Below are 22,351 nucleotides of genomic sequence, written 5' to 3'. Positions count from 1 at the left end.
GATATATGACAGCGAACCGTATCAAATCAGTATTTGCATAACACTGGGCGTCCATATATGACTCACATGACAAAAACAGTATCAACCAGCAAAAAGCCCCGTAAACAGCATTCCCCTGAATTTCGCAGTGAAGCCCTGAAACTCGCTGAACGCATCGGTGTTGCTGCCGCTGCCCGTGAACTCAGCCTGTATGAATCGCAACTTTATAACTGGCGCAGTAAACAGCAGCAACAGCTCTCATCCTCTGAGCGTGAAAATGAACTCGCTGCTGAAAATGCTCGTCTCAAACGCCAGCTGGCGGAACGGGACGAGGAGCTGGCCATTCTCCAAAAGGCCGCGACATACTTCGCGAAGCGCCTGAAATGAAGTATGTCTTTATTGAAAAACATCAGGCTGAGTTCAGCATCAAAGCCATGTGTCGCGTCCTCCGGGTGGCCCGCAGCGGCTGGTATGCGTGGGCTCAGCGGCGTGCGAGGCTAAACTCACGCCAGCAGTTCCGTCTGAGTTGTGACAGCGCCGTACACGAGGCTTTTCACCGGGCAAAACAGCGCTACGGCGCACCGCGCCTCACCGATGAACTGCATGCTCAGGGTTACCGCTTCAGCGTGAAAACCGTGGCAGCCAGCCTGCGTCGTCAGGGGCTTCGGGCGAAAGCGTCACGGAAGTTCAGCCCGGTCAGTTACCGCGAGCATGACCTGCCGGTGTCGGAGAACCTGCTGAAGCAGGATTTTTACGCCAGCGGTCCAAACCAGAAATGGTCGGGTGACATCACCTACTTACGTACTGATGAAGGCTGGCTATATCTGGCTGTCGTCATCGATCTGTGGTCACGTGCTGTTATCGGCTGGTCAATGTCATCGCGGATGACAGCGCAGCTGGCCTGCGATGCGCTACAGATGGCGTTGTGGCGACGTAAGCGCCCGGAAAATGTCATCGTTCACACCGACCGTGGTGGGCAGTACTGCTCAGCGGATTATCAGGCGCTACTGAAGCGGCATAACCTGCGCGGTAGCATGAGTGCAAAGGGTTGTTGTTACGATAATGCCTGTGCAGAAAGCTTCTTCCACTCACTGAAAGTCGAATGTATCCACGGTGAACGCTTTATCAGCCGGGAAATGATGCGGACGACGGTGTTTAATTATATCGAGTGTGATTACAATCGGTGGCGTCGCCACAGTGCCTGTGGCGGACTCAGCCCGGAACAATTTGAAAATCTGAATCTCGCTTAGGACCGTGTCTACATTACGTGGATAGGATCATCTTGCATCTCTTTCATATGATTCCAGTTTTGCCCTGGACTATCCGGCTTAGGGATAGGGTTACCGTCCATGTCTTTAAGAGAGCCTGTAATATCATGATCTTTTAATGAATTTTTTATGAGGTTATCGATTTTTCTAACAGAACTTTCTTGCTTCTGATTCAATTTATCGACTTTTTTCTCTTCTGAATTTTTTGGATCATTTTCTGGCGGTGGCGGCGTCCCAGTACCGGTTCCACCCGCTTCAGCCTTCTCCGCATCCGTCAGATCTTTCGCCACATTCGGGCCTGATGAGGGCTTGTCCGTTGAACTTTGCTGGGCCGGTAATAGTGAGTATGTCCCTTTTTTATCCTGCTCAACAATATAATCATAAGCTGCACGCTGTTCCGGCGTCAGTTTCTCTACGAGGTCGGCCTGCCCACCATTCATTGCCACAGCAAAGACATACTGCTGATCTGAAGAGGATAAATTATCCAGGGCTGTTTCCGCTGCACCAATACCCAACAGAGCACCCAACCCTTTTTCAACCAGGGCATTCCGGCACGCCGCTACTTTGGTACAACCCTGTACTGCCAGTTTTCCACCCTGAACAACCACGCTCAGCGAGTTATTCTCAACAACAAAGCCGCGTAGAACCAGAGATCCCGGCCTGTTGGCCGGGATCTTATACAACTAAACCATAGGGTGTTTAACTGTAAATATATAAATCAATAGAACTTTCAGCCCCAATACTACCCAAAAACTGATTCGTTTCTGCTGACCAATAGATGGATGGTTTTTCCCCATTCTCTATTTCTATTAAAAGAGAAAAAATGAACGTAACACCATATTTCTCTTTTATTTCTTCCAAAATTTCAGTTTTATATCTTAACGAAGACAACAATTTTCTTGTTTGCTCATCTACATCATAGGACTCTTCTTTCTCTGTACAGATTGACCAGCTCGTCTCTGTACTCGGTCTTTTTCTCGTTCCGCTGATGATACCTTTGAGATGAACCTCCATAGGCTCTATCTGCAGTAAAGCAGTTATCTCATTGGGATCAAAGACATCCCCGCAAATGGAAAATTCTGCCTTTACTGTTGTTTTATCCATGTAACTGCCCTACTTATTAATAAATTCGCCAGTCGGGATACCTTCACCTTTCCCACCTTTCCTGAAAATCCACAACTGCCCATTATCTTTATCAACATAAATGTCATAAAGCTTTATTTCCGCTTTAGCACCGAGGAAATCCTTCTTGATTTGATGAGCATCCACACCGTTATTTTTGAGGAATTTATCATCAGCGACTTTTATATTAGATGGTTTTTCCGCCCCATTATCATGTCCATCACTTACCATATGGTTAGGTAGCTCAGGTACAGCTTCGGTATTACCCGTGTTGTTTGGTAATGTGTCTACAGTTTGGTTAGCACCTGTATTACCTGGTCCCGAGTCAGTCTGACCATTATTGTTACCTGTATGATTTACGCTCTGGTCTGGTAGTTGGTTTCCGCCCGTGTTGGTTGGGCCTGACTCAGCTATCTGGTCACCGCCGGTATGAGCAGGAGCATATTTATCCTGAAGCGAGTTGAGATACTTTCCAGTAACCTCGTCGTTACCCATCATTTCCAGGGTAACAAGATGATCCAGTTCGTCAGAGGTCATCTTATCCGCAACCTCCTTGATCGCGGCTCCGGCAAGGCCCACTATCCCCGCTTTTGCACCGATTTCCAGCAATTGCTCCGCAACTTTCGTCCTGCACGGTGCCGCCTGCCGCCATCGCGCACCCTCTGGCTACAAGACTCAAAGAGTTATTCTCAACAACAACTTTATCCTTTGTGAACTCAGCCAGAGAACACTAACTTTCCCAGTGCTATCAGTAAATTGCAGGCCATTTCCGCCAGTGCATTTTGATGGACGGACGCACAAGCCCCGACGCGCACTTTTGCACCCCGCTATCCATTTTCCTGACATTGTTAAAGAGCAACTATAACAACCGTAGTAGTATCAGGCATGCAAAGCGTGCCAATAAAATGACCACTTATTACAGCAGCACCGTCAGCCTGCACCTCAAGGGTTGGTTTTTTTTACAATTCAAAGTGGTGTACTCGTTTCCAGAATAGCATCTTCATATTTATCAAGATTACTATTTAACCAATTTTCACCTTCGCGTTTCATATGAACTTTAATAACAGCTCCAAAATCATCAAGAGAAATAATGACATTTAGATATTCAGCCTTATTATCATTATTACGTTCCCATTGACTTAGTATTTCATTACAAAATAAACAAGAATAGTCTAGATACCTTTCTGAAACGTAATCATCGACATGGAAGGAATTCACGAAACACTCAATTCCTGTTTTATCAAAATGATTATTTATCCCAAGGTTACCCTTGAATAGACCAGCCAAAAAGACACATCCATCAACTCTTATAAAACCACAATCCACCCATAGTTGAAGTTCTTCAGGAAGAGAGAGGCCCTTCCAGTCTGCATTGATAATTTCCTTCATCATCAGTGAATTACACTTCATTTTTTCTCTCCTAGATATTGCGTCATACCTTTATCGATAGCTTTCTTAAATGAGCTGTCATTCAATAAGTTATTTACTGATTTAGGCGCATCAGGGAATGAATTTGTTTGGGGATCGTAAAGGTATTTATTTCCCTTATTATCCTGATAATGTAACTGTCCTGGTCTTTGACCTGGATTAGGGTTTTCAACATCTATTCGTTCTTTTCCTGTACCTTTCCATATAGTCTTACTGGCAGTTTGAACACCATTCTGACCCAGCATCGAATCTTGCTGAATATTACCTTTTCCTGAGCCAGCCTTTCCAATCCCGGCAGCTATCCCCGCCGCACTTGTCCCAGCCACCTGCGCTAACGAGTTAATCGCAAGCTGTTTCGCTTCAGACGAGTCACCAGACATCAACGCATTGTGGATTGCCGCATTTCTGTCTGCTTCAAGCTGGATAGATGTCACCTGAAGAATAGACAATTCGTTCTGTTCTGCCGGGCTTAAACCACCATCAGAACGAGCCTTTTCAAGCAACTCACTGGTACGACGGGCATAATCAGCCTGTAACTGGCCCACCTCATTGGCTTTGTTAACACAGTCCTGAGCGCCTTTGCATCCCACCACGCTTTCATGCTGTTCAGCATTGATTTTCTTGTACTTATCAATAACGGTATTTTCACAGGCAGCACTGCCCTGGCACTGAGTCATTTCCTGAGCACGCGCTTTGTTGTCCGGCACGCTCAGCGCATTATTCTCAACAGTCGTCTTCGCCGCTTGTCCCCCTGCTAACGCATCTGCTGAACTATCACCCGTCAACCCGCCAGCCAGACCACCGGCTAACGTTGCCAGTGCGCTGATGGTTTGCTTCTGCTCTTCACTCAGCTCACTGATTGGCGTGTCTTTGCCGTACAACTGGTCTTTGATAATACCGGCCGCAAGTTCACCCGTCGCAGCTCCAGCGGCACCGGCCAACGCATTATTCCCCTGTGCCGCTGCGATAGCCGCATTCACCGCAGCATGAGCCAATGTCCGTGCCGCTAGATCATCGGTGCTTTGCGCAATTACATTCGCTATATAGGGGGCTGCACCACCGGCTATCGCGGCTGCCATGTTTCCACCCGCCAAGCCCTGTATGGCGGCAGTAGCGGCTTGCATCCCTTGCTGAACCTTGCCGCCCGTACCGAACCCGGAGTCATTAAACGCCTGATTGTAGAAGTTCTGGTAAACCTGCTTGCTGATGTCCTCCGTTTTCGGTTCCTTGCCCGGATTGGCCTTGCGCCACTGTGCTTCAGCTTTTGACTGGTCCTCCGGGCGCACGGTCTTCATCTTCTCGTTTGCCGCTTTGGTCGCCGCGATAGCCCCTTCGGTTCTGGCAATATCCATTGCCTGATTACCTATTTCACCTGTCAACTGCGCTTCTTTCAGGCGGTTCTGTTCCTTCTCTTTATCGAAGATAACGTCCAACCCCGGATTGGCGTTTTCCACATCACGGCTTAACGTGCTGACGTCCTGTTTCTGACTGGCGGTATCACGAACAACGATAGTCCCTTCCGATACCGCCGCTTTCGTTGTCGAGCTGGCATGCCCTTCTGAGTTCGCACCGACCAACAGGTTGTTTGCCATGTTACCTGCAAAGTCTTTGCCGATAGCGCCGCCAGTGCTGATGCCGACGCTCTGGTGCTCGACCTTGTAATCCGCTTTGTTCTCGATATCGCTGAAGCCCAGCGTACCGGTATCGAGCTTGTTCTTGCTGGCATCCGCCGTTGACCCTATCACCGCACCGTTTAACTGCGTATGTTTGCCGACGGTAATATCAAAACCGCCGTGACCCGCGAAGATACCGCTCTGCTCTTTCACCGCATCCCAGGTGCTGTGCATTTTGTCCTGGCTGAGACTCACCGACGCGCTGCCACCGCCCATGCTGACGCTGCCGCCGGCGCTGGCATTCTGTTGCTTCGAATCGTAATTGTCGCTGTCCTGCTCGCTGGAAAGCGTCAGGTTGCGCCCCACATCCAGCGTCACTTTATCGCCGTTAGCCTGCGCCCCGGTAAGGGTGGTGTCGCGCCCGCTGGTGATGTTCAGGCGGTTACCCGCATCAAGGGTGGTTTCGGTGTGTGTGGTGCCGTTGCCTTTTTCGCTGCCTTTGCCTTTGTTGACGCTGGCATTGACTGAAATCCCGTTACTGCCGCTGCCGAAGTTAATGCCCACACCCACCGAGCCCCCCTGACTCTCGTTTTTGCCGTCAAGCTGGCGGGTGTTTTCAGCCGAAAGCAGGTTCACATCGCGCGCAGCCTCAAGCGTGATGTCATTGCCAGCTTTAATCTGCGCCCCCTGCACGGTGATGTCGCTGCCGGTGGCGTGAATGCTGAGGTTTTTTCCCGCCTGAACGGTGCTGCCCTGGCTGTCGTGGTTGGTCTGTGTCCGGGTCGACGTGGACTTCTGACTGCCGTAAGACAGATTGACGCCAATCATGCTGCCCGGGTCACCCTGTGCCTGCGCCAGCTGGTTTCCCTGATACGCCTGCACACCGCTCAGTGCCGCTTTCACACCATCCAGAGCCGCGAGCCGGCCACTGTCTTCTTTACGCGCATCGCTGACGGTGGTGACAGCCTGGTTTATCGCACTGCCGACCGTACCGCTCAGCGCCAGCGTCAGGCCACTGGTTTTCTGCTCCACTTTATGAGTCTGGCTGCTGTCGTTGTCGGCGGCTAGAATGTCGACATGTTTGCCCTGCAGGGCCATATTCCCCCCGGCAATCACGTCCGACCCTTTCACCGTCAGGCCATTGCCCGCCACGATTTTCACATTGCCGCCGACGCTGCCGACCGTGCTGCCCGCGCTGTTATGCGTGGTGGTGGTATCGGTGGTTTTCAGGTCACGGGTGCCGTAGCTGATACCGATGCCACCGGTACCGGACAGACCGGATTTTTTCTGCTGTATCAGGTGAAGTTCCTGATGGCTGTCCTCTGCCGCCGTGAGGGTCACATCATGCCCGCCACGCAGCGAAACATCCTGCGTCCCCGCCACACCGCTGCCTTTAATCAGCAGGTCATGCCCCGCCCCCAGGGAGATGGTGTTACCGCCAAGCTGGCTTGCCTGCGCGCTGTTGTTGTTCCAGGTGTCGCGGGTAGTAGTGGTGGTTTTTGAGAACATCCCGCTGCTGCCCGTTTCCTTGTGGCGCTCGTCCAGCTCGCTGTGGTTCTCTCCGCTGACAACGCTGATGTCGCGACCTGCCGCCAGATTCAGAGCGTCATTCGCGTTGATGTTGCCAGCCCGGACATGAATGTCCTGCCCGGCGGCGACCGACACGCCACCGCCTGCGGCGATGTCTGAACCGACCTCGTTACGCTGTGCCTGATGCAGGGTGTTGTCCTTGTTCCATGCCACATCATCCTGGCTTGCCGTGGTCACGGTGTTCAGGTTCACATCGCGCCCGACGGCCAGCAGCGTCTTGCTGTCGTGGCCCGAATTCACTACCTGCGCCGCTGTAAGGTTCGCGTCACGCCCGGCGTTGAGCACCAGGGTGCCACCGTCATTGACCACCGACACGCTGGCGACTTTATCGAGTGTGGTCCGGCTGAACTGACTGGTAACGTTCTGGCTGCCCGCACTACGGGTAGTTGTGGTGATATTTATATCGCGTCCGGCGTTCGCCACCAGGGAATCCAGCCCCTGCAGGCTACCGCCGATGCTGGTGATGTCGTTGCGGGCCGTCAGGCTGACATCCGCTCCCTGAATACTGCCGGCATTATTCAGGATATTTTCTGCGGTGATGCTTGTGGCTTTGTGTCCGCCAATCACCCCACTGTTGGCAAGGTTGCCCGTCAGGTTCATTGCAACATTACCGCCGGACATCAGCGCACCGCTACTATTCAGATCCCCGGCTTTCACCTGAGCGTATACCTGAGGAACCCGTACCGTCTGTTGCGACCCGTCCGCCAGGGTAATCGTGCTATTGACCAGCCAGACCAGCGGTCTGGTGAGCTTCGCCATCTGCTCTGCACTCAGCGCCACACCCGGGCGCAGGTGGTACTGTTTTGCAAACGCCACGCCGTTGTCCATCAGCGCCTTATACTCTTCTTCGTCGCTGCTGTACCCGTCAAGATAACGCCTGCCAGACATCGCAATAATCTGCTCTCGTACCAGTCTCTGCTCGTAGTAACCGTCACCCAGGCGCTTCATGGTCTGGTCAAGGCCGAGCTGCTCCTGCATATAGTCGCTGGCAAGCCACTTCTTATTATTGGTAAAGCGCGGGTCCGTCTGGACAAGATAGCGGCTGTTATTGTCCGTCATGACAGTAAACAGGCTGTTGTCCGGCAACCGGGTATCCGGTGTCACGGTGCGGATCACGCTGTCCTTCTCACCGCTTTCCGGTGCCACATCAAACTGCGTGCCGGGCGGTATCTGCACCGGTGTTTTATCGCTGCCGTTCACATGGGTACTGGTATTTCCAGCGCCCCCCGTGCTGACATCTGTCGTGCGGTTGCCCTGAGCGTCAATCGTTTCACCACTGCCACTAAAGCGACTGTTACCGTCCATCCGCCCCGGGTTGAGCGCTATGGTCTGAATGGTGTCCGGTGGCCTGTAGTCAGAGGTATCGATCCCCGGCGAGTCTCCCCCTTTATGATGCTTGCGATAATAATGCTTCAGCGTTCCGTCGTCGGTGATAATACGCTGACCTTCCGTCTGGTGGTTGTCCACATTGTCCGCATTAACCGTCAGGGTCTTACCGGCCACAATCTCACTGTTTTCGTTATAGACCGTGTTACCGTTAATCGTCAGGTTGCCCCCCGCCAGCAGTTTCGCCGGGTCACTCTCTTTGACCTGTGTCTCTTTCGTCGTTTCGGTATAGCGGTACTCATTGAAGTTATCCCCGCTTCCGGAGTCATGGCAGGTCACACCTTCAATGCAGATAATCCAGGTCTCATCTTTGTTAAGCGACACCTTGTAATCTGCGGTGTCATAGGTCACGCCTTTCCACTGGTACAGGAGTTTATCAATCACCGATACCGTCACCCTCTCCGTGGAAAAATGGTCGTTGATATTATTCAGACGCTTAACGTTTAACTGCGTGTCACCGGCAGATTCCATCGTGGCGCTGTGGTTGTTAATTTCCCCGGCCTGCCCGGTGACGGCACCATCACTGGCCAGTTGGCCGCCCACAGACAGAGTGCCATCACTGTAGATAAGCGCATGCGCGTAGTTATTGGTAAGCATCCGGTGAACTCATCTTCACAGATATTTTCAGTCAGTTAGCATTACCGGCATCAGTTAACCGTACCTACCGGAATCAATCGATGCCAAAAAAACGCTGGTCCATTGAAGAGAAAAAACAGCACGTCGAAAACTGGCGTGCCAGCGGCCTTACCCGCCAGCAATATTGCGAACTGCACGCCATTTCTTTTAATTCCATGCGCGAATGGCCGCAGGATGTCGCGAAAGCTGAACGCAGGGCAAATGAGTCAGGACTGCTTCCCGTACATATCTCCACTCAATCTCCTGCTGCAAACCCGCCGCAGGGGGTGAACGATCCTGTCATGCTGTTTTTGCCCGGGGGCATTCGCATGAGCTGCCACTCCACTCAGCTCACTGATGTCTTCAGGGCGCTCAAACATGCTAACGCCTGAAAATGTCTTTCTCGCCGTGAAACCCGTGGATATGCGACGTGGCATCGACACACTGACGCAGTATGTTCAGGATGAGCTCAAATCATCGTGGCACGAAGGCGCCGCCTTCATCTTCACCAACAAAGCCCGCTCCCGAATCAAAGTGCTGCGCTGGGATAAACACGGGGTCTGGTTGTGTGTCCGTCGTCTGCACAAAGGTCACTTCCGCTGGCCACGGGCAAACGACACTGCATGGTCGCTGACATCCGACGAGTTTAACTGGCTGATCACCGGCGTTGACTGGCAGCAACTCAATGGTCATGACCTGGCAAAATGGGTCTTCAGGGAAACGTCAGCAACCTGCATGTAACCTCATGAAAACGAGTGAATATCCATGCTGAAAATAGTATTATTATCGGTATGGATATCTCGCTTCTCTCCACCACCAGTGACATCGAACAACTTCGCGCTATGGCTCTTGCCATGGTGCAAAACGTGATGTCTGAAAACACAGAAAAAGAGAAACTCCGCCAGCACAACACCGATCTCCAGCAACGTATCCATCTGCTGGAAGAGGCACTGATACTGGCGCGTCAGCATCGCTTCGGCCGCAAAACGGAAACGATGGCAGGTCTGCAGCGCCAGCTCTTCGAAGAGGATCTGGATGCCGATATCGCGGCAACCGAAGCTCAGATCCGCAAACTGCTGCAACAGGATAATACTGAAGAAAAAGCACAGACGTCCCACCCGGTACGAAAACCGCTCCCAGCGCATCTTCCGAGAGTCACAAAAACCATCAAACCCGCCTCAACCGAAAGCTGCCCGGACTGTCAGGGTACGCTTCGCGTCATCCGCGATGAAATCAGTGAGAAACTGGAATATATCCCAGCGCGCTTCGTGGTGAACCAGTACGTTCGCCCGCAGTACAGCTGCACCTGCTGCCAGCGGATGATCACCGGCGACATGCCCGCGCAGCTTATTCCTAAAGGTCTGGCCGAAACCAGCCTGGTGGCACAGGTCGTGGTCAGCAAATACCGTGATTACCAGCCGCTTCATCGCCAGCAGCATATCTTCGCCCGGGCGGATGTTGAGTTGCCGGTCAGTACGATGGCGGACTGGGTGGGCAGGACCGGCGTCGCACTGGCCCCGCTGGCAGAGCGGTTGAGGGAGGCATTGCTGAGGTGCCCGGTGGTGCATGCGGATGAGACGAAAATGCGCATCCTGGACACGAAGAAAGGCTGTAAAACCCGTTCCGGCTATCTGTGGGCTTACGTCAGTGGTGAAAAAAGTGGCCCCGCTATCGTCTGCTTCGACAGCCAGACCGGACGGGGTTGTGAGCATCCAGCGAAGTACCTTGAGGGATGGGCCGGTAGCCTGGTGGTTGACGGGTACCCGGTGTATGAAACCCTGGCGGGGCAGAACAAAGGGGTCGCGCTTGTCGGTTGCTGGGCCCATGCCCGCAGAAACTTCGCCGAACTGTGGAAAGCCAGCAAGGATCCGCGAGCGGCGATGGCGGTCAGGCAGATCGCCGGGTTGTATCGTCTGGAGAAGGCGATCCGGCACAGGCCAACAGAAAAGATCCGCCAGTGGCGGCAACGATATGCGCGACCCGTGCTGGAAAAACTGTGGCAATGGCTGGAGCAGCAGAAGGATGCGTGCCCGGAGAGCTCCGGGCTGGGTAAAGCGATCGCCTACGCGCTGAAACGTCGGCTTACGCTGAGCCGCTTCGTGGAGGATGGCGCGTTACCACTGGATAATAACTGCTGCGAACGGGCCATCAGGCCGGTGGTCATGGGTCGTTCCAACTGGCTGTTCGCAGGCTCAGTAACTGCGGGTGAGCGTGCAGCGAAAATCATGAGTCTGCTGGAAACCGCGAAGATGAATGGTCTTGAACCGCATGCCTGGCTGAACGATGTGCTGAAGCGACTGCCGTTATTACCGGAAGGACGGCTGCAGGAGTTGCTGCCGTTCCCGGCATACAGGTTCAGTGAGTAACTGACAGTCCTGCCGAAAAACCTGATGTCGGGAAACGCGAACCGGAGACAGTCAATCCAGCAGTGCCAGATATCACGAGGCCTTGAGAGTAATAATCACCTGCGTAGTCCTGTTCATCCCTGAGCGAGTTCACCGTACTCAGTAAAGCCAGTCCTGACCCGTTATCCCGTCAACAACTGTATGCAGGAAACTCACACCTCGCTCAAAACCGCTCCGTCAATATGAGTTCACCGGATGCTTACTTACGATCAAACATTTTCCAAGCATTAGTAACATTATGATTGTCAGTCATCAGATGTTATGTAATTTTTACAATAAAAATATACAGGTGACCCTGTGAATTAAACGGAGCTTTTTGCGGTGGGATACGTCTATCTGTAGTAGTCAATAAAACAAAACCTCAGCGCCTACGAGTTGAGGTTTCCTGTCAATTAAAAAGAGTTTTTGAAACATCTCCAGTATCGCAAAATTCTTTAAAAGCCCTAATTACGAGATCGAAGTCTTCGATTACAGTTTGTAGCACTATGCATTTCACCAAAAATATCAACATAACCATCAAGTGCTTCCTGGTTAACTGAAGTTCTTACTATATGCTCACCATCTATATCGAATTCACTTAATAATATTAAGTAATTATTATTTTGTGAGTATAAAGACAATTGATAAGGACCTACTTCAGAGGGTGCATTATTTTTTTATACTCAATATACCTGTTCGATTCTTTATATACTTTAACAACTCAAGTAGCTTCTCTTCTGAAGGCCTCACAACAGGCGATATCTACTCTCTGTCACCTGAAGACGTCAGGCTAAAGCAACCAATCACCATATCCAGACTCATTTTATTTCCTTTATAGATTTCATACCCGATTGCCAAGTGTATGTTTTTGGCAAACCGGTTATATCATCAATAGCATAGACGGTGATTGATTTTGCACCAGCAGTTTCTGCAATATCACCTCGACAGTACCCGCACCGCCGCCAGAGCCGGAGATCATGCAGACGCTGAAGAAGGTCTGTAAGCTCTCGGGCCGCAAGCAACAACAGATCCTCGAGTTTATCGAGGTGATCACTGCTAAGCGACCGCCAGCCGGGAAGTGGGGCTGACGGTTGACAGGTAAAAAGACCCCGGCTCGGTGGCCGGGATCACCTTCACTAGCAAACAGATATCAAAGGAGTGACTGAAGATAAGACATCAATGACGTCATTAGAGGTAACAATTAAGTAGTGTGTTATTGACTCACCATCATGAATACCAATGCTTTGATCGGTAAACCATTCTAAATAAGTAGACTTATCTACAACATAGATACCTGTTAGCATTTCCCCATTCTGCTCTTCTTGCATTTTGAGCAAATCGCCTTCATCAGTTAGTCTAAAAGAATGAATCCAGTCAAACACAACTTTGAACTTATTCGTTCCCTCTGAAGTTAACACTAACTCGAGAGTTCCAGATGAATATCTCATGCCTTCTAATTGACTGTTATACAATGAGTAATTGCAGTCAATCTTTATCAATTTTTCAGTCATATACACTCACTCATCATACCTAAACTTGATCCTATTTTTACCTGATTGGATTTCTAATGTTGGCCTTCCATCTGTACTACGTTCACGCACAATGACGGTTCTGCCATCAGGTAATTTTCCGACTCTCCCACTAGGGATATCTTTTACGTCACTTGGTGATAGAGCATCAAACTCTTTATTGGCTGCGTTACTTCCACCCATACGCTCAAATAGTTTCGAACGTCCCGTAGTTTCTTGCCCTTTTGATGATGTTGACGTTAGATCTTCAACTGTTATGTTCTGACGATCGCTATTTCGAGCATTTTCCTCATCCTCCGGCCCCCAACCGCCCGGTGTGCCAGATCCCGTTCCACCCAGTTCGGCCTTCTCTGCATCCGTCAGATCTTTGCCAGCATTTGGTTGCTTTTCAGCCTCTGAGTCACTACCCGACATCCCGGCGGCGATACCCAGACCTATTGCCGCACCGGTTGCTCCGGCCAGTACATTATTCCCCGGACCACCACAGGCACCCATTAGCATCGGGTTTCCTTTCGGGCATGCATCACTCAGCGCATTATTCTCCACAACAACTCTTTCCGGTGCGAAGCTGGCCGCCAGAGCAGCACTTTACCCTTACTATCAGTAGGTTATAGTCACTTTTTCTCGATGCATTTTGGCCCGGGCAGCTTTTTGCTCCGACGAGCCTTTTTTGCCCGAGCACGCTACCGCCATCAGGATGATCCGGTTATTTATCGGTATAACTGTAATCTGTTAATACTCCTTTATCAGAAAAATTTAATACCAGATTCTGGTTACGATCATTGATAAATGGGATCAAAAAATAAATACGGCGATCAAGTTTTTCCGAATGATAATACCACTTATCTGCACTATTATAGTCCGCAGGATGTGCAGGAACTCCAAACGCAATCAGCACATCTCGTCGTGTGGTTACATGGGAAGTCAGCTTACCCTGGATCTCTTTCTCCGAATATTGAGCAAGCGTTGTTTCTTTTGTTCTGTCTATATTAGATGCACAAGAAATAATTATCAAAGAAAGACTTAAAATGATTAATTTATATGAAAAATTCATTTATCTATATCCTTTTCAACATAAACACCATTGATTTTATCCATGACAATTTCTTTTAAATAAAGGACGCAGTATCCCGTTTTATCACCATAACTAATATGTGCCTCATAAATTTTAGCTTTAGCAGGCTTGAAATCGAGACTTACATGACACCCTTGATACAATGAATGATAAATTGATGTTTCCACGTCCGGAGAGAGGTATGTTTCAAAATAATCATCTTTATAAATTTTCCCTGTTACTTTCGGAAGCCCTATATCTTTAGTCGAGCCGAGGAATGGGTTTAAATAACGGTTATGTTTTTCAACCCATCCACCTGTTTGTTTTCCATTACTGTCTTTCGGATAGATCGCATAGCTCATTGGCGGACCTATCAACCTGATTTTTGCGACATCAATACTATTAACTGGCGGCACATAGGTTTTCGGTTCAGGGAAAAAAGTGCTACACCCTGAAATATTCGAAATCACAAAAATAAGAACATACTTCAATAATCTCATATACTTTCCTTTTAATTATAAAAAACACACTGTAATGTTATCAATTTTTAAAATCCCTGTTAGCCAGTTCACTGTTCACTTACATCGAAACAACATTCACCCAACCAGCAACAGCAGCGTTAACAGGATTAATTTCTCCGCTAGCAAGTGTCAACGCTACGGCACCACGTTCATTCATTGCTTTCTGACATGCAGATCCACTCGGATTGTCGGAACAGGTCGCTATATCGATTCCATGCTGGTGTATTCATCCCGCCTGAGCATCCTCGCATTAATAATGCCATTGGCAAGAGAGGATGTTGTGCCTTCACCTAAAGCATTTCTGACCTGATCTTTCCAGTGTTCAGCACTTTCTTTTACCGCTGCCCGAGCCTTGTCTCCGCTTAACGAGTTATTCTCAATAACTAATAGCTAAACTTATACCTTTCAATTTTGGAGAAAAAGTCATTTATGTCAAAAAAGTATCGCCATTCCTCATCGAGAGTATATTTAGAAATTTCATACTCCCCCTCATTTCTACCAATATAAATGTCAGGTATGTTGGTTCCTCTACAAGCAAACCTCAAGCAGTGCGATGTTCGGTAGTTATACATCGCATCAATAGCATCATCATTATCACTATCTACACTCTCGTAAAAACAATAAGAATTCTCGGCCAAAGAATGACCATTTAAATTATTAATTGGAAAATCATCTTCCCTTATCGCTCTTTCTTTTTCAAGAAGCCAGTCAATTAATGAACGTAAGTCTACTCTTCCTGTAAATAGTGACTCAGCGTTCACGTTTGAATTGATCGATAATTTTATAAGTTGAGCATCAGCCTGCTCATTATTGTCTAATAAAGTTATTTCCAGATTATTCATGACTATTTACCCTTAACCATTTTATTATACTCGGCCTTACTTATATCCCCACGAGCAAGGAACTCACGTAACACTCTTGGAGGTGCTTCTGTACCGGGAATAGGGTAACCATGCCAGCCGCCAACATTATCTGGTTGGAATTCATAAAGTTTTCCATCAGATATCCCATAAAGCTGCTTACCTCCTTGTATGGAGTTATTTAATACTTCCTGGGCTTTAGAATCACTTAGATCCATTGGTGTTCCCCAGCCTCCAGCCGCATGTTTAGGGCTTGGTACATATTTATTATCTTCAGACAAATAAGTCAAATCATCGCTATTCGGCCCATCAGGGATTGGAGTTACCGTTGTGCTACCACCCGTATTCGGTACGCCATCAGTATTTCCAGTGTGACTTCTCCCGGTATCAACCTGTTCATTATTACCGGTATGATTTGGACCTTGCGCCGGTAATTGGTTCCCGCCCGTATTACCTGGGCCTGACTCCGCTACCTGGTCACTACCGGTATGCGCAGGAGCATACTTATCCTGAAGCGAGTTGAGATACTTTCCAGTAACCTCGTCGTTACCCATCATTTTCAGAGTGATAAGTTGATCCAGTTCATCAGATGTCATCTTATCGGCAACATCCTCGAGAGCCGCTCCGGCAAGCCCAACGATCCCTGCTTTAGCGCCGATCTCCAGTAGTTGCTCTGCAACCTTGTTACGACATGGTGCAGCAATGGCACATCCCTCAACCAGTGCTTTACCCAGCAGGTTATTCTCAACAACAACTCTTTCCAGTGCGACCTGCCGGATCGGAACAGGTTTTTCCCTTTACTTTCCATTGGTTACAGCAACTTTTCCCTGCTGTACTTCCGGTACCGTAACTTTTTGCCCCGACGCGCCTTTTTCGCCCGAACACGCTACCGCCCGCGCGATTAACACCAGGTACAGTAACTGGCTCATCACACGCGTTAACAGGTTTTTCATGCACACATGATAACTCATACTCACTTTATGGGTAATGTGGGTTTTATGGATTATTCAGGGGGTTAACTGGATGAGTACTGCCTTCTTCACAGGCTTCGGCGACTGCTATGGGAGTAGACGTCTCCACCGGTGCCACCATCATGGACGGCGGCGACTGCACGGTGTCAGTGAGGGCTGCTGCACGTAACCTGGATGCTTATACCGGCAGCAAGCCACACTGTCTTGCTGAGGTGGACATGTAGCGACCGGGCCACACGGGTGACCGCCGGTGACTCTGAAGGTGGGTGAGGCAGACAACCATACAGAAGGGAACAACGCTAACTTTCAGTCAAGAGATAACTGCGGGACATCCCGGGCGCTGTGCAGGACACGCTGTATCCTGACGTTATTTTGTTGTTCAGAGAACAAGATAAGGTAGCGCCCATAAGGGCAACATCTTATGGTTTCACCCAGTTCAGGGCGCTGCCGATACAGCGTCGGCGTTTCTCCTATCTGCTGACATTGCAGATGAAGCTCTTTCATGAAGCTGACTGCACGACCGGGATTATCGTCCGCTATATAGTCCCCGATGGATTCGATATCCTGTATCGCCAGCGGCGATAAGCTTAACGCCATTATTTCCGCCTGTTGTCTTCCATTCTCTGGTATCTGGCCTGAAGTTCCCGGAACACTTCTTCAGCAGGGACCCCTTCACCACTGCTTATTCCGGCTGCTACCGCAGCGCGAAGGGCTTCCAGCTTTCGGTTCTGTTCCTGTTCTTCAAGTTCACGTAACCCGGCGCGGATAACTTCACTGACATTGTTATAGCGACCACTTTCTATTTGTTTCCGGATAAAACTCTCGAAGTGAGGGCTGAGGGCGATACTGGTTGGCATAACCGTTCTCCTGACTGGTGTACTATTTATTACTATCTGTTAGTATTTTCTTTTTCTCTCTTACCGTCAAGCTCTCCCTGTTGACCACTTTTATCTCCCCTGTCCTGCTCAGCCGGGTGCGTTGAAGCATGCACTGCCGCCAGCGCACTGATGCTCACCTGCGTGTAGATCTGCGTACTCTCTACACTCCTGTGACCCAGCATCGCCTGTATCGTGAAATAGCCTGCCGGGATGGATTCAGTAATTACCGAAAAAATTGCGGAGCAAAAAAATCCCGTCAATCAGGATCGGGATTTCTATTTAATCTTTTATTACTATCTGAATACTACCTCCATCTGGAATATCTCTTATTTGCAATGCAATATTTGCTCTCGATTTTAATGACTCATATGACTTACTTAAATAAAGATTATCAAGATCATATTGACCGCCAGCAATGAATGGAATTTTTGGCACTAAACGATATCCTGCAGGAAGTTCTCCATTTATTTTTTGCCAAGCATTCGCTAATGAACACCCCGTAAGCAATTGATATTCAGATAGTATATTTCCACACCATTCATTTATACTTCCAGCTAGCTTATTAAATTCACCAGTTTCAGGATCAAACGAATAAACACCATCATTTTTTAAGCAAAACTGCCCGCCGAAAATATCCTCAGCAAAAAAAAATGCATCTAAAGCCATATTTTCATAGGAAGATATCCAGAGCGTTTTTTCATTCCAGTCCATCAAACCGATTTCTTTATCAGTCGTTTCATATGGAAAAACATGCAGGGCTGACTCAAACCCATAGAAACCATTTTTTTTCGCTAATAGATTTTCTAGTTCGCCAGCCAATGGCGAGTTGCATAAAGCTATACAACTCTTCGGTGCCCGATTTAAGGACAAATCATCACTACAAATTGACAATAATTTCTCTACAAAAAGTCCCATTATCGTTTCCCTCCATCAGTCTTTATAATGACAGATGTACCATCTGGTAAGTTTCGGCATTGTGCCCCGATGCAAGAGCCTGCACCTCTATTATCAGAGGGCTTAATTGGTCTGACAGAAGACCCTGTACCACCCTCATTAAACATTGCTGGCGGATATTCATCCCGATCCATTCCTTTCACTGGGGAAGTATCTTTCAACGAATCCCGCCGCCGTTGTGCTGCACCGCTACGATCAATTGTTAAAACTGTTGGCTGGCCTGCTGCCTGCGCATCTTCAATATGTTTAGATGATTCTGGATACTTATCTCTATTAATAGTTATAACCTTACTACCACCGATTGGCACACCACCAGGTACAGGCATTGTTGTAGTACCAGGGATCGGTTTACCATCCGCATCCAGCAAAGCACCAGTATAACCAGGCCGGTATACCTTTATAGGACGATTACCGGTTTCACGGTCGTGCTCGTCATCATCATCGCTGAGCGAGTTATTCTCAACAACAATTTTATCCGTTGCAAAGTTAGCCAGTAAACGCCATTTTTTCTAATGCAGTCAGCAGGTTATAACCAATTTTCACCAGTGCATTCTGATGTGCGAACGCACAATCCCCGAAGTGCATTTTCGCACCCCGTTTTACCCGTTTACCTGATTGGTGACTGGCTGGAAGAGGCGGGATTTGGGACGGATACACCAGTTACTATTGGCGTGGAACGCGGGCAACTGGTGATCCGGGCTGCTGAGTGACAGATAAAAAAATCCCGGCGACTTCGTCGGGATCTTTACTTTCACGTTAAAGTAGCTATTACATCCAAAGTCTGACCTATTTTCTCAAGCAACAATGTTACATCGTCTCGCGTTGCTCCGATTCTGGTATCAAACTCTGATACAGATATACCGTTACAGATCTCGTTGAGTGCCGAATTTAATATTAATAGCTCATCCTCTGTAAGTCTTAAGTCTGCTTGTTGCCTAATCACTGCTAATAATTCCATGAATTACCTCAGATTATCAAAATACGCACGTCCATTTGTTGGCCTAAACGCTGTGCCACCATCTGCTGCTTTTGGATTACGAATTACAACAGTACCACTCGATTGATCCCAGTACGCAGATCTGCCATTGGTTAGCTCTTTTGTCGATGTTGGATTCTTGACCACATTTTCAATATGTTGAGCAAATTGTTCTTTTGAGGGCAATAAATTCGTAGGTGATGCTCGCAGGCAAAAAAATCCCGCCAACAGTAGACGGGATGTGAGGATGTCACTTTGGATTTGAAGGTGAGGTAGGTTTCTCTTTCGACATGACACATTGTCCCACGCCAATAATCACTCCGCATCCGATTGATATTTCAATGCCTCTAATTAGGTCATTTCGGTTAAAGTCAAAATCACCCACTAAAAAATAGGATGCTAGAGATATAAGAAACCGACCACCTACAAGAATAATGAAAAGGCCAACCATCCATGATGTAACCAATAATAATAAGAGTTTAATCTTCTTATTTTTCATCACTCTTTTTCTCCAATTTCTGCTGAACTTTTTCAGCTAGATTCTGTGCGGAATTTCCAAGGTATTCAGAACCTGCGGATTCAGCTACAGCTCCTGTAAGTTTAGGTATATTAAACTGAGGTGTTGTAGTTTGCAGTCGTTCCACACCTTTTCCTATAGCGGCACCTCCAAGGGTTCCTAAGCCTGCTCCGATCATCGGGGCTGTAGCATCTTTCCCCTGCAACTTAGCCCCTGCATACGCACCAGTGATGCTTGCAGCTTCAGTAAACCAGAACCCTTTACCCTGAGTTAATCCGCTGATACCCGTGGCTATAACCGCATCGGTGGCACTGAATGGTCCTCCGCTGTTCAACTGATTAAATACATTAGCCGAACCACCAATTACACCGGCTCCAATAACACTTCCCGCCGTTGCTGTAGCTGGCAACAGAACAGGTGCTACAACCGTCGTAGCACCTGCCCCCCAGGCCGTTATTAAGCCAGTTGCCGGGGCCTGTCCTGCTGGCATATCGCCTTTCGCGATCCTATTGAGTCCGGCCTGTGTTTCTTCCGGAGTCAGATTATTGTCCACCGCATACTGATTCCATACAGCGTTAACCGCAACAGTATTGTCCATGCCCGTCCCGAAGCTGAGCGAGTTATTCTCAACAACAACTTTATCCGTTGCGAAGTTAGCCAGCGAACATAATTTTTCACCTATTAAGCCAGTATGTTACAAACAATTTTGCCAGTGCATTCTGATGTGCAAACGTACAAGCCTCGACGTGCATTTTCGCGCCCCGTTTGCCCAGCCTGCACCTGATGGGTGACTGCCAGGAAGAGACGAGGTTTGGGACGGGTACACCGCTCACCATAGCCGTTGAACACGGGCAACTGGTGATCAGACCGTTAGCCGCTGAGTAACAGATAAAAAGATCCCGGCGACTTGGCCGGGATCTTTTTTATTAAATTAGTCCTAACGACTCGGGTAATTCCTTCACAAACTCGCTTTTATCGCCAGTATATTCTGCCGATATGGCTAATAAGTCTATGGCAATATCTTGCCTGTCCTCCGCGTCTAGTAGCTGTAATTCTGCTGCCATTTGCTCCATCATCTCTACAGCAGTATCCGCATCCAACTGCTCTTCGCTCGTAAACTCAAGGAATATAGAGAAGTCAGCGATGATTTTTATTAGTTTAATGTGGCTATTCATTGACAGCTTTTTCCCTCTATTCTTGATTCCTAACTCATCAAACATCTTCTGAGCATAGTTACTAAGCAAATTTTGAGTAGAAAATTTCGCCCGCAAGGGACGATGTTTTCGAGTTATCCTTTACAGCGACTTAATGCCAACCGGAGGCCCGCACCGATTTCGGCTGGGGTGCTTTCTACTGGGAGAACAACATCCTCAATGCCATCACCTTTAGTTCTGCCCCAACCTTCCAATTTTTCATGACGTGTTGGTGAGATGGTAATGACACCATTCACACAATGAATGCCACAGTTTTTCATATCCTTGAACATTGCACGTTTGGTTTTGTAGCCATATTTTTCCATTAGCATAGCTATCCAGACAGCATATTGTTTCTTAGCTTTTTCAAGGTCAAAGAAAGCCTCGCATTCTTCAACCGTTAATGTCCGACTAGCTGATAGCGCTTGTAAAATAACTTCACCAATACTCTGATTATTCGCATCCGGTAGTAATAAGTGCGAAGGAAATAGAGGATCAGCAGCGACCATACCCAGTCCTGATTGAGTCTCAATAAGCAAAAATTCAGAGGTATAGTAACAACTAGCCCTGTAATCCTGATTTTTATTAAATTTCATTATTTCACCTGTGTCACTTTAACTGTCACACCCTGATTCTTGCCATATTCAATGGCTCGGTTTATTTCTGTCCACTGATTTTTAGTTGTATTAGCAGGAACAGCAAGCTGAATCTCTCTATTAGAGATCATCGAAGAATCAATGGTCTTTCGTGAGAGTGTGTATGTGTCAAATTTTGCAGCCGCATCAATATTTCCTTTGATCGAGCTGTAAACCTGATTAGGGTTAGCCAGCTTCGCCATTGTCTGTGTATCCAATGATTTGGCGCTCACAGCTGTTTTTGTTGACACATCGTAATAGTCAAATGTTTTAAAATTCTGTGGCAGCCTAGCACTTGAGGGCAAAGGAGCTCCAACATAATCCTCCCACGGCATACCCTGTTTCATATTTCCCTGACCCCACTGTATTCCAACCTCGGAGGCACTGACGGTAGCCGTTGCTGTATTGCGGCTCATAAACGATATCGCCGCTTTGGTTATATCTTTTGCAAGCAATCCACCACTGACCAACATGGCCTGGTTTTCCGGATCAGATGCGAATACCGCATACTTCATCCATTCCGGACTGTTTTGATCTATCTTCGCCAGATCCTGACCATTCCACTGTTGAACGTAGATCTTAGCTTCGTCACTGGACATAACATCAGCGCCGATATTTCCCAGCCAGTCGGGGCGCTCCGTCATATCGTAGCCGCCCTCAGCAACTTCCTTATCCCAGCCAACGGCAGTTAAGGGCTCATCCTTCAGTCGTTCATCGACTGTGGCGCTTTGCTCATCACTGACTTTCTTCCATTTATCGATAACCGACTGGCAGTCACCACCGGATTTCCGACAGTCAGAAAGTTCCTTATCGAAGGCCAATGCCTGAGTACTGCTCAGGAAGTTATTCTCAACAACAATATTTCTAAATGATGACAA

General features: G+C 48.4%; 28 protein-coding genes and 5 pseudogenes. 8 read left to right on the top strand and 25 right to left on the bottom strand.

Annotation, left to right across the window (positions count from 1 at the left end):
* The first annotated feature begins 66 nt into the window (after window positions 1-66).
* Window positions 67-1,229 (top strand): IS3 family transposase gene (locus MNO13_RS09275; protein ID WP_100247231.1). Its coding sequence is split into 2 segments (ribosomal slippage): window positions 67-328 and window positions 328-1,229, totalling 1,164 coding nucleotides; the frame shifts between segments, so codons are not numbered across the junction.
* A gap of 8 nt (window positions 1,230-1,237) precedes the next feature.
* Here MNO13_RS09275 and MNO13_RS09270 read toward each other — a convergent pair.
* The 5 genes and pseudogenes from MNO13_RS09270 to MNO13_RS24495 all read right to left on the bottom strand — a co-directional run.
* Window positions 1,238-1,930: a polymorphic toxin type 28 domain-containing protein gene (locus MNO13_RS09270; RefSeq protein WP_241939851.1), complete on the bottom strand. Its 693-nt coding sequence runs from the start codon at window positions 1,928-1,930 to the stop codon at window positions 1,238-1,240.
* A 16-nt stretch (window positions 1,931-1,946) separates the two neighbouring features.
* Complete coding sequence (locus MNO13_RS09265) at window positions 1,947-2,351, bottom strand: DUF4279 domain-containing protein (protein WP_232887497.1); 405 nt, start codon at window positions 2,349-2,351, stop codon at window positions 1,947-1,949.
* A gap of 9 nt (window positions 2,352-2,360) precedes the next feature.
* The gene (locus tag MNO13_RS09260; RefSeq protein ID WP_241939850.1) at window positions 2,361-2,978 is read right to left on the bottom strand and encodes a polymorphic toxin type 33 domain-containing protein; all 618 of its coding nucleotides are present in this window, start codon (window positions 2,976-2,978) and stop codon (window positions 2,361-2,363) included.
* A gap of 357 nt (window positions 2,979-3,335) precedes the next feature.
* Window positions 3,336-3,779 carry a hypothetical protein gene (locus tag MNO13_RS09255; protein ID WP_241939849.1) on the bottom strand — a complete coding sequence of 148 codons (444 nt, stop codon included), beginning with the start codon at window positions 3,777-3,779 and terminating at the stop codon, window positions 3,336-3,338.
* 725 nt (window positions 3,780-4,504) lie between these two features.
* Window positions 4,505-7,093, bottom strand: a pseudogene (locus MNO13_RS24495) (hemagglutinin repeat-containing protein); the annotation flags it as partial.
* Between the two features lie 1,970 nt (window positions 7,094-9,063).
* Between MNO13_RS24495 and tnpA the strand changes: the two are divergent.
* From tnpA to tnpC, 3 genes are read left to right on the top strand one after another with little or no spacing between them, the layout of a single operon-like run.
* Window positions 9,064-9,393: an IS66 family insertion sequence element accessory protein TnpA gene (tnpA, locus tag MNO13_RS09245; protein WP_232887538.1), complete on the top strand. Its 330-nt coding sequence runs from the start codon at window positions 9,064-9,066 to the stop codon at window positions 9,391-9,393.
* Complete coding sequence (gene tnpB / locus MNO13_RS09240; protein WP_241939847.1) at window positions 9,380-9,742, top strand: IS66 family insertion sequence element accessory protein TnpB; 363 nt, start codon at window positions 9,380-9,382, stop codon at window positions 9,740-9,742. The genes tnpA and tnpB overlap by 14 nt, the downstream gene beginning before the upstream one ends.
* 50 nt (window positions 9,743-9,792) lie before the next feature.
* Window positions 9,793-11,367, top strand: a complete 1,575-nt coding sequence (gene tnpC / locus MNO13_RS09235; RefSeq protein WP_422387218.1) for an IS66 family transposase — start codon at window positions 9,793-9,795, stop codon at window positions 11,365-11,367.
* 427 nt (window positions 11,368-11,794) lie between these two features.
* On the opposite strand, the gene MNO13_RS24490 is transcribed toward tnpC, so the two are convergent.
* The 3 genes from MNO13_RS24490 to MNO13_RS24480 all read right to left on the bottom strand — a co-directional run bounded on the left by MNO13_RS24490 (window position 11,795) and on the right by MNO13_RS24480 (window position 12,293).
* Window positions 11,795-11,890: a DUF6911 family protein gene (locus MNO13_RS24490; protein WP_422387210.1), complete on the bottom strand. Its 96-nt coding sequence runs from the start codon at window positions 11,888-11,890 to the stop codon at window positions 11,795-11,797.
* The gene (locus MNO13_RS24485) at window positions 11,850-12,026 is read right to left on the bottom strand and encodes a DUF6911 family protein (protein ID WP_422387209.1); all 177 of its coding nucleotides are present in this window, start codon (window positions 12,024-12,026) and stop codon (window positions 11,850-11,852) included. Before MNO13_RS24485 ends, MNO13_RS24490 begins: the two co-directional genes overlap by 41 nt.
* A 177-nt stretch (window positions 12,027-12,203) precedes the next feature.
* A complete protein-coding gene (locus tag MNO13_RS24480; protein WP_422387217.1) occupies window positions 12,204-12,293 on the bottom strand; it encodes a cytidine deaminase-like fold-containing protein in 90 nt (29 codons plus the stop codon).
* 48 nt (window positions 12,294-12,341) lie between these two features.
* Between MNO13_RS24480 and MNO13_RS09230 the strand changes: the two are divergent.
* Window positions 12,342-12,473: pseudogene (locus MNO13_RS09230) on the top strand (endoribonuclease SymE); the annotation flags it as partial.
* Between the two features lie 48 nt (window positions 12,474-12,521).
* Here the strand turns inward: MNO13_RS09230 and MNO13_RS09225 are convergent.
* From MNO13_RS09225 to MNO13_RS09195, 7 genes and pseudogenes are all read right to left on the bottom strand, one after another.
* Window positions 12,522-12,896: a hypothetical protein gene (locus tag MNO13_RS09225; RefSeq protein ID WP_232887498.1), complete on the bottom strand. Its 375-nt coding sequence runs from the start codon at window positions 12,894-12,896 to the stop codon at window positions 12,522-12,524.
* Between the two features lie 323 nt (window positions 12,897-13,219).
* A pseudogene (locus MNO13_RS24585) lies at window positions 13,220-13,313 on the bottom strand (adhesin); the annotation flags it as partial.
* 307 nt (window positions 13,314-13,620) lie between these two features.
* Window positions 13,621-13,968: a hypothetical protein gene (locus MNO13_RS09215; RefSeq protein ID WP_241939844.1), complete on the bottom strand. Its 348-nt coding sequence runs from the start codon at window positions 13,966-13,968 to the stop codon at window positions 13,621-13,623.
* On the bottom strand, window positions 13,965-14,468 hold the full coding sequence (locus MNO13_RS09210; protein ID WP_241939843.1) for a hypothetical protein: 504 nt from the start codon (window positions 14,466-14,468) through the stop codon (window positions 13,965-13,967). Before MNO13_RS09210 ends, MNO13_RS09215 begins: the two co-directional genes overlap by 4 nt.
* A gap of 404 nt (window positions 14,469-14,872) precedes the next feature.
* Window positions 14,873-15,331, bottom strand: coding sequence for a hypothetical protein (locus MNO13_RS09205; RefSeq protein ID WP_241939842.1), 459 nt, complete (start codon window positions 15,329-15,331; stop codon window positions 14,873-14,875).
* A gap of 515 nt (window positions 15,332-15,846) precedes the next feature.
* Window positions 15,847-16,101 (bottom strand): annotated as a pseudogene (locus MNO13_RS24475) (VENN motif pre-toxin domain-containing protein); the annotation flags it as partial.
* A gap of 45 nt (window positions 16,102-16,146) precedes the next feature.
* Window positions 16,147-16,302, bottom strand: a complete 156-nt coding sequence (locus MNO13_RS09195; RefSeq protein WP_241939825.1) for a hypothetical protein — start codon at window positions 16,300-16,302, stop codon at window positions 16,147-16,149.
* Between the two features lie 107 nt (window positions 16,303-16,409).
* Here MNO13_RS09195 and MNO13_RS24335 point away from each other — a divergent pair, with 107 nt between their 5' ends.
* Entirely contained in the window at window positions 16,410-16,544 is a 135-nt protein-coding gene (locus MNO13_RS24335; RefSeq protein WP_277881152.1) for a hypothetical protein, read from the top strand.
* A gap of 82 nt (window positions 16,545-16,626) precedes the next feature.
* On the opposite strand, the gene MNO13_RS09190 is transcribed toward MNO13_RS24335, so the two are convergent.
* From MNO13_RS09190 to MNO13_RS09170, 5 genes and pseudogenes are all read right to left on the bottom strand, one after another.
* A complete protein-coding gene (locus tag MNO13_RS09190) occupies window positions 16,627-16,917 on the bottom strand; it encodes a type II toxin-antitoxin system RelE/ParE family toxin (protein WP_241939840.1) in 291 nt (96 codons plus the stop codon).
* Window positions 16,917-17,177, bottom strand: a complete 261-nt coding sequence (locus tag MNO13_RS09185) for a type II toxin-antitoxin system ParD family antitoxin (RefSeq protein WP_241939823.1) — start codon at window positions 17,175-17,177, stop codon at window positions 16,917-16,919. Before MNO13_RS09185 ends, MNO13_RS09190 begins: the two co-directional genes overlap by 1 nt.
* Before the next feature lie 32 nt (window positions 17,178-17,209).
* A pseudogene (locus tag MNO13_RS09180) lies at window positions 17,210-17,389 on the bottom strand (site-specific tyrosine recombinase XerC); the annotation flags it as partial.
* 88 nt (window positions 17,390-17,477) lie between these two features.
* The gene (locus MNO13_RS09175; RefSeq protein ID WP_232887540.1) at window positions 17,478-18,113 is read right to left on the bottom strand and encodes an SMI1/KNR4 family protein; all 636 of its coding nucleotides are present in this window, start codon (window positions 18,111-18,113) and stop codon (window positions 17,478-17,480) included.
* Window positions 18,113-18,478: a NucA/NucB deoxyribonuclease domain-containing protein gene (locus MNO13_RS09170; RefSeq protein WP_232887539.1), complete on the bottom strand. Its 366-nt coding sequence runs from the start codon at window positions 18,476-18,478 to the stop codon at window positions 18,113-18,115. Before MNO13_RS09170 ends, MNO13_RS09175 begins: the two co-directional genes overlap by 1 nt.
* A 219-nt stretch (window positions 18,479-18,697) precedes the next feature.
* Here MNO13_RS09170 and MNO13_RS24380 point away from each other — a divergent pair, with 219 nt between their 5' ends.
* On the top strand, window positions 18,698-18,862 hold the full coding sequence (locus tag MNO13_RS24380; protein WP_338423836.1) for a SymE family type I addiction module toxin: 165 nt from the start codon (window positions 18,698-18,700) through the stop codon (window positions 18,860-18,862).
* 41 nt (window positions 18,863-18,903) lie between these two features.
* Here the strand turns inward: MNO13_RS24380 and MNO13_RS09165 are convergent, their stop codons facing one another.
* Together MNO13_RS09165 and MNO13_RS09160 are read right to left on the bottom strand one after the other, a co-directional pair.
* Window positions 18,904-19,110 (bottom strand): hypothetical protein, encoded by a 207-nt coding sequence (locus MNO13_RS09165; RefSeq protein ID WP_217218842.1) that lies wholly within the window; start codon window positions 19,108-19,110, stop codon window positions 18,904-18,906.
* A gap of 506 nt (window positions 19,111-19,616) precedes the next feature.
* On the bottom strand, window positions 19,617-20,243 hold the full coding sequence (locus tag MNO13_RS09160) for a hypothetical protein (RefSeq protein WP_241939839.1): 627 nt from the start codon (window positions 20,241-20,243) through the stop codon (window positions 19,617-19,619).
* A 185-nt stretch (window positions 20,244-20,428) separates the two neighbouring features.
* Here MNO13_RS09160 and MNO13_RS09155 point away from each other — a divergent pair, with 185 nt between their 5' ends.
* Window positions 20,429-20,530 carry a type I toxin-antitoxin system SymE family toxin gene (locus MNO13_RS09155; protein WP_232887532.1) on the top strand — a complete coding sequence of 34 codons (102 nt, stop codon included), beginning with the start codon at window positions 20,429-20,431 and terminating at the stop codon, window positions 20,528-20,530.
* A 41-nt stretch (window positions 20,531-20,571) separates the two neighbouring features.
* Here the strand turns inward: MNO13_RS09155 and MNO13_RS09150 are convergent, their stop codons facing one another.
* From MNO13_RS09150 to MNO13_RS09140, 3 genes are all read right to left on the bottom strand, one after another.
* Window positions 20,572-20,820, bottom strand: coding sequence for a hypothetical protein (locus MNO13_RS09150; RefSeq protein ID WP_241939838.1), 249 nt, complete (start codon window positions 20,818-20,820; stop codon window positions 20,572-20,574).
* Between the two features lie 113 nt (window positions 20,821-20,933).
* A complete protein-coding gene (locus MNO13_RS09145; protein WP_232887530.1) occupies window positions 20,934-21,434 on the bottom strand; it encodes a contact-dependent growth inhibition system immunity protein in 501 nt (166 codons plus the stop codon).
* Complete coding sequence (locus MNO13_RS09140; protein WP_232887531.1) at window positions 21,434-22,351, bottom strand: endonuclease toxin domain-containing protein; 918 nt, start codon at window positions 22,349-22,351, stop codon at window positions 21,434-21,436. The genes MNO13_RS09145 and MNO13_RS09140 overlap by 1 nt, the downstream gene beginning before the upstream one ends.

Origin of the sequence: Buttiauxella ferragutiae, from assembly GCF_022637515.1 — a bacterium.
Classification (GTDB): Bacteria; Pseudomonadota; Gammaproteobacteria; order Enterobacterales; family Enterobacteriaceae; genus Buttiauxella; species Buttiauxella ferragutiae.
This window is presented reverse-complemented; position numbering and strand designations above follow the sequence as displayed.

What these genes read in the sequence shown, in the direction of transcription:
- MNO13_RS09190 (WP_241939840.1), bottom strand. Translation starts at nt 16,917, where the DNA reads ATGGCGTTAAGCTTATCGCCGCTGGCGATACAGGATATCGAATCCATC.
- MNO13_RS09150 (WP_241939838.1), bottom strand. Translation starts at nt 20,820, where the DNA reads ATGAATAGCCACATTAAACTAATAAAAATCATCGCTGACTTCTCTATA.
- MNO13_RS09195 (WP_241939825.1), bottom strand. Translation starts at nt 16,302, where the DNA reads ATGAAAAACCTGTTAACGCGTGTGATGAGCCAGTTACTGTACCTGGTG.
- MNO13_RS09155 (WP_232887532.1), top strand. Translation starts at nt 20,429, where the DNA reads ATGGGTGACTGCCAGGAAGAGACGAGGTTTGGGACGGGTACACCGCTC.
- MNO13_RS09265 (WP_232887497.1), bottom strand. Translation starts at nt 2,351, where the DNA reads ATGGATAAAACAACAGTAAAGGCAGAATTTTCCATTTGCGGGGATGTC.
- tnpC (WP_422387218.1), top strand. Translation starts at nt 9,793, where the DNA reads ATGGATATCTCGCTTCTCTCCACCACCAGTGACATCGAACAACTTCGC.
- MNO13_RS09185 (WP_241939823.1), bottom strand. Translation starts at nt 17,177, where the DNA reads ATGCCAACCAGTATCGCCCTCAGCCCTCACTTCGAGAGTTTTATCCGG.
- MNO13_RS09175 (WP_232887540.1), bottom strand. Translation starts at nt 18,113, where the DNA reads ATGGGACTTTTTGTAGAGAAATTATTGTCAATTTGTAGTGATGATTTG.
- MNO13_RS09210 (WP_241939843.1), bottom strand. Translation starts at nt 14,468, where the DNA reads ATGAGATTATTGAAGTATGTTCTTATTTTTGTGATTTCGAATATTTCA.
- tnpB (WP_241939847.1), top strand. Translation starts at nt 9,380, where the DNA reads ATGCTAACGCCTGAAAATGTCTTTCTCGCCGTGAAACCCGTGGATATG.
- MNO13_RS09170 (WP_232887539.1), bottom strand. Translation starts at nt 18,478, where the DNA reads ATGCCTGTACCTGGTGGTGTGCCAATCGGTGGTAGTAAGGTTATAACT.
- MNO13_RS09255 (WP_241939849.1), bottom strand. Translation starts at nt 3,779, where the DNA reads ATGAAGTGTAATTCACTGATGATGAAGGAAATTATCAATGCAGACTGG.
- MNO13_RS24335 (WP_277881152.1), top strand. Translation starts at nt 16,410, where the DNA reads ATGGGAGTAGACGTCTCCACCGGTGCCACCATCATGGACGGCGGCGAC.
- MNO13_RS09205 (WP_241939842.1), bottom strand. Translation starts at nt 15,331, where the DNA reads ATGAATAATCTGGAAATAACTTTATTAGACAATAATGAGCAGGCTGAT.
- MNO13_RS09215 (WP_241939844.1), bottom strand. Translation starts at nt 13,968, where the DNA reads ATGAATTTTTCATATAAATTAATCATTTTAAGTCTTTCTTTGATAATT.
- MNO13_RS09145 (WP_232887530.1), bottom strand. Translation starts at nt 21,434, where the DNA reads ATGAAATTTAATAAAAATCAGGATTACAGGGCTAGTTGTTACTATACC.
- MNO13_RS09160 (WP_241939839.1), bottom strand. Translation starts at nt 20,243, where the DNA reads ATGGACAATACTGTTGCGGTTAACGCTGTATGGAATCAGTATGCGGTG.
- MNO13_RS09225 (WP_232887498.1), bottom strand. Translation starts at nt 12,896, where the DNA reads ATGACTGAAAAATTGATAAAGATTGACTGCAATTACTCATTGTATAAC.
- MNO13_RS09165 (WP_217218842.1), bottom strand. Translation starts at nt 19,110, where the DNA reads ATGGAATTATTAGCAGTGATTAGGCAACAAGCAGACTTAAGACTTACA.
- tnpA (WP_232887538.1), top strand. Translation starts at nt 9,064, where the DNA reads ATGCCAAAAAAACGCTGGTCCATTGAAGAGAAAAAACAGCACGTCGAA.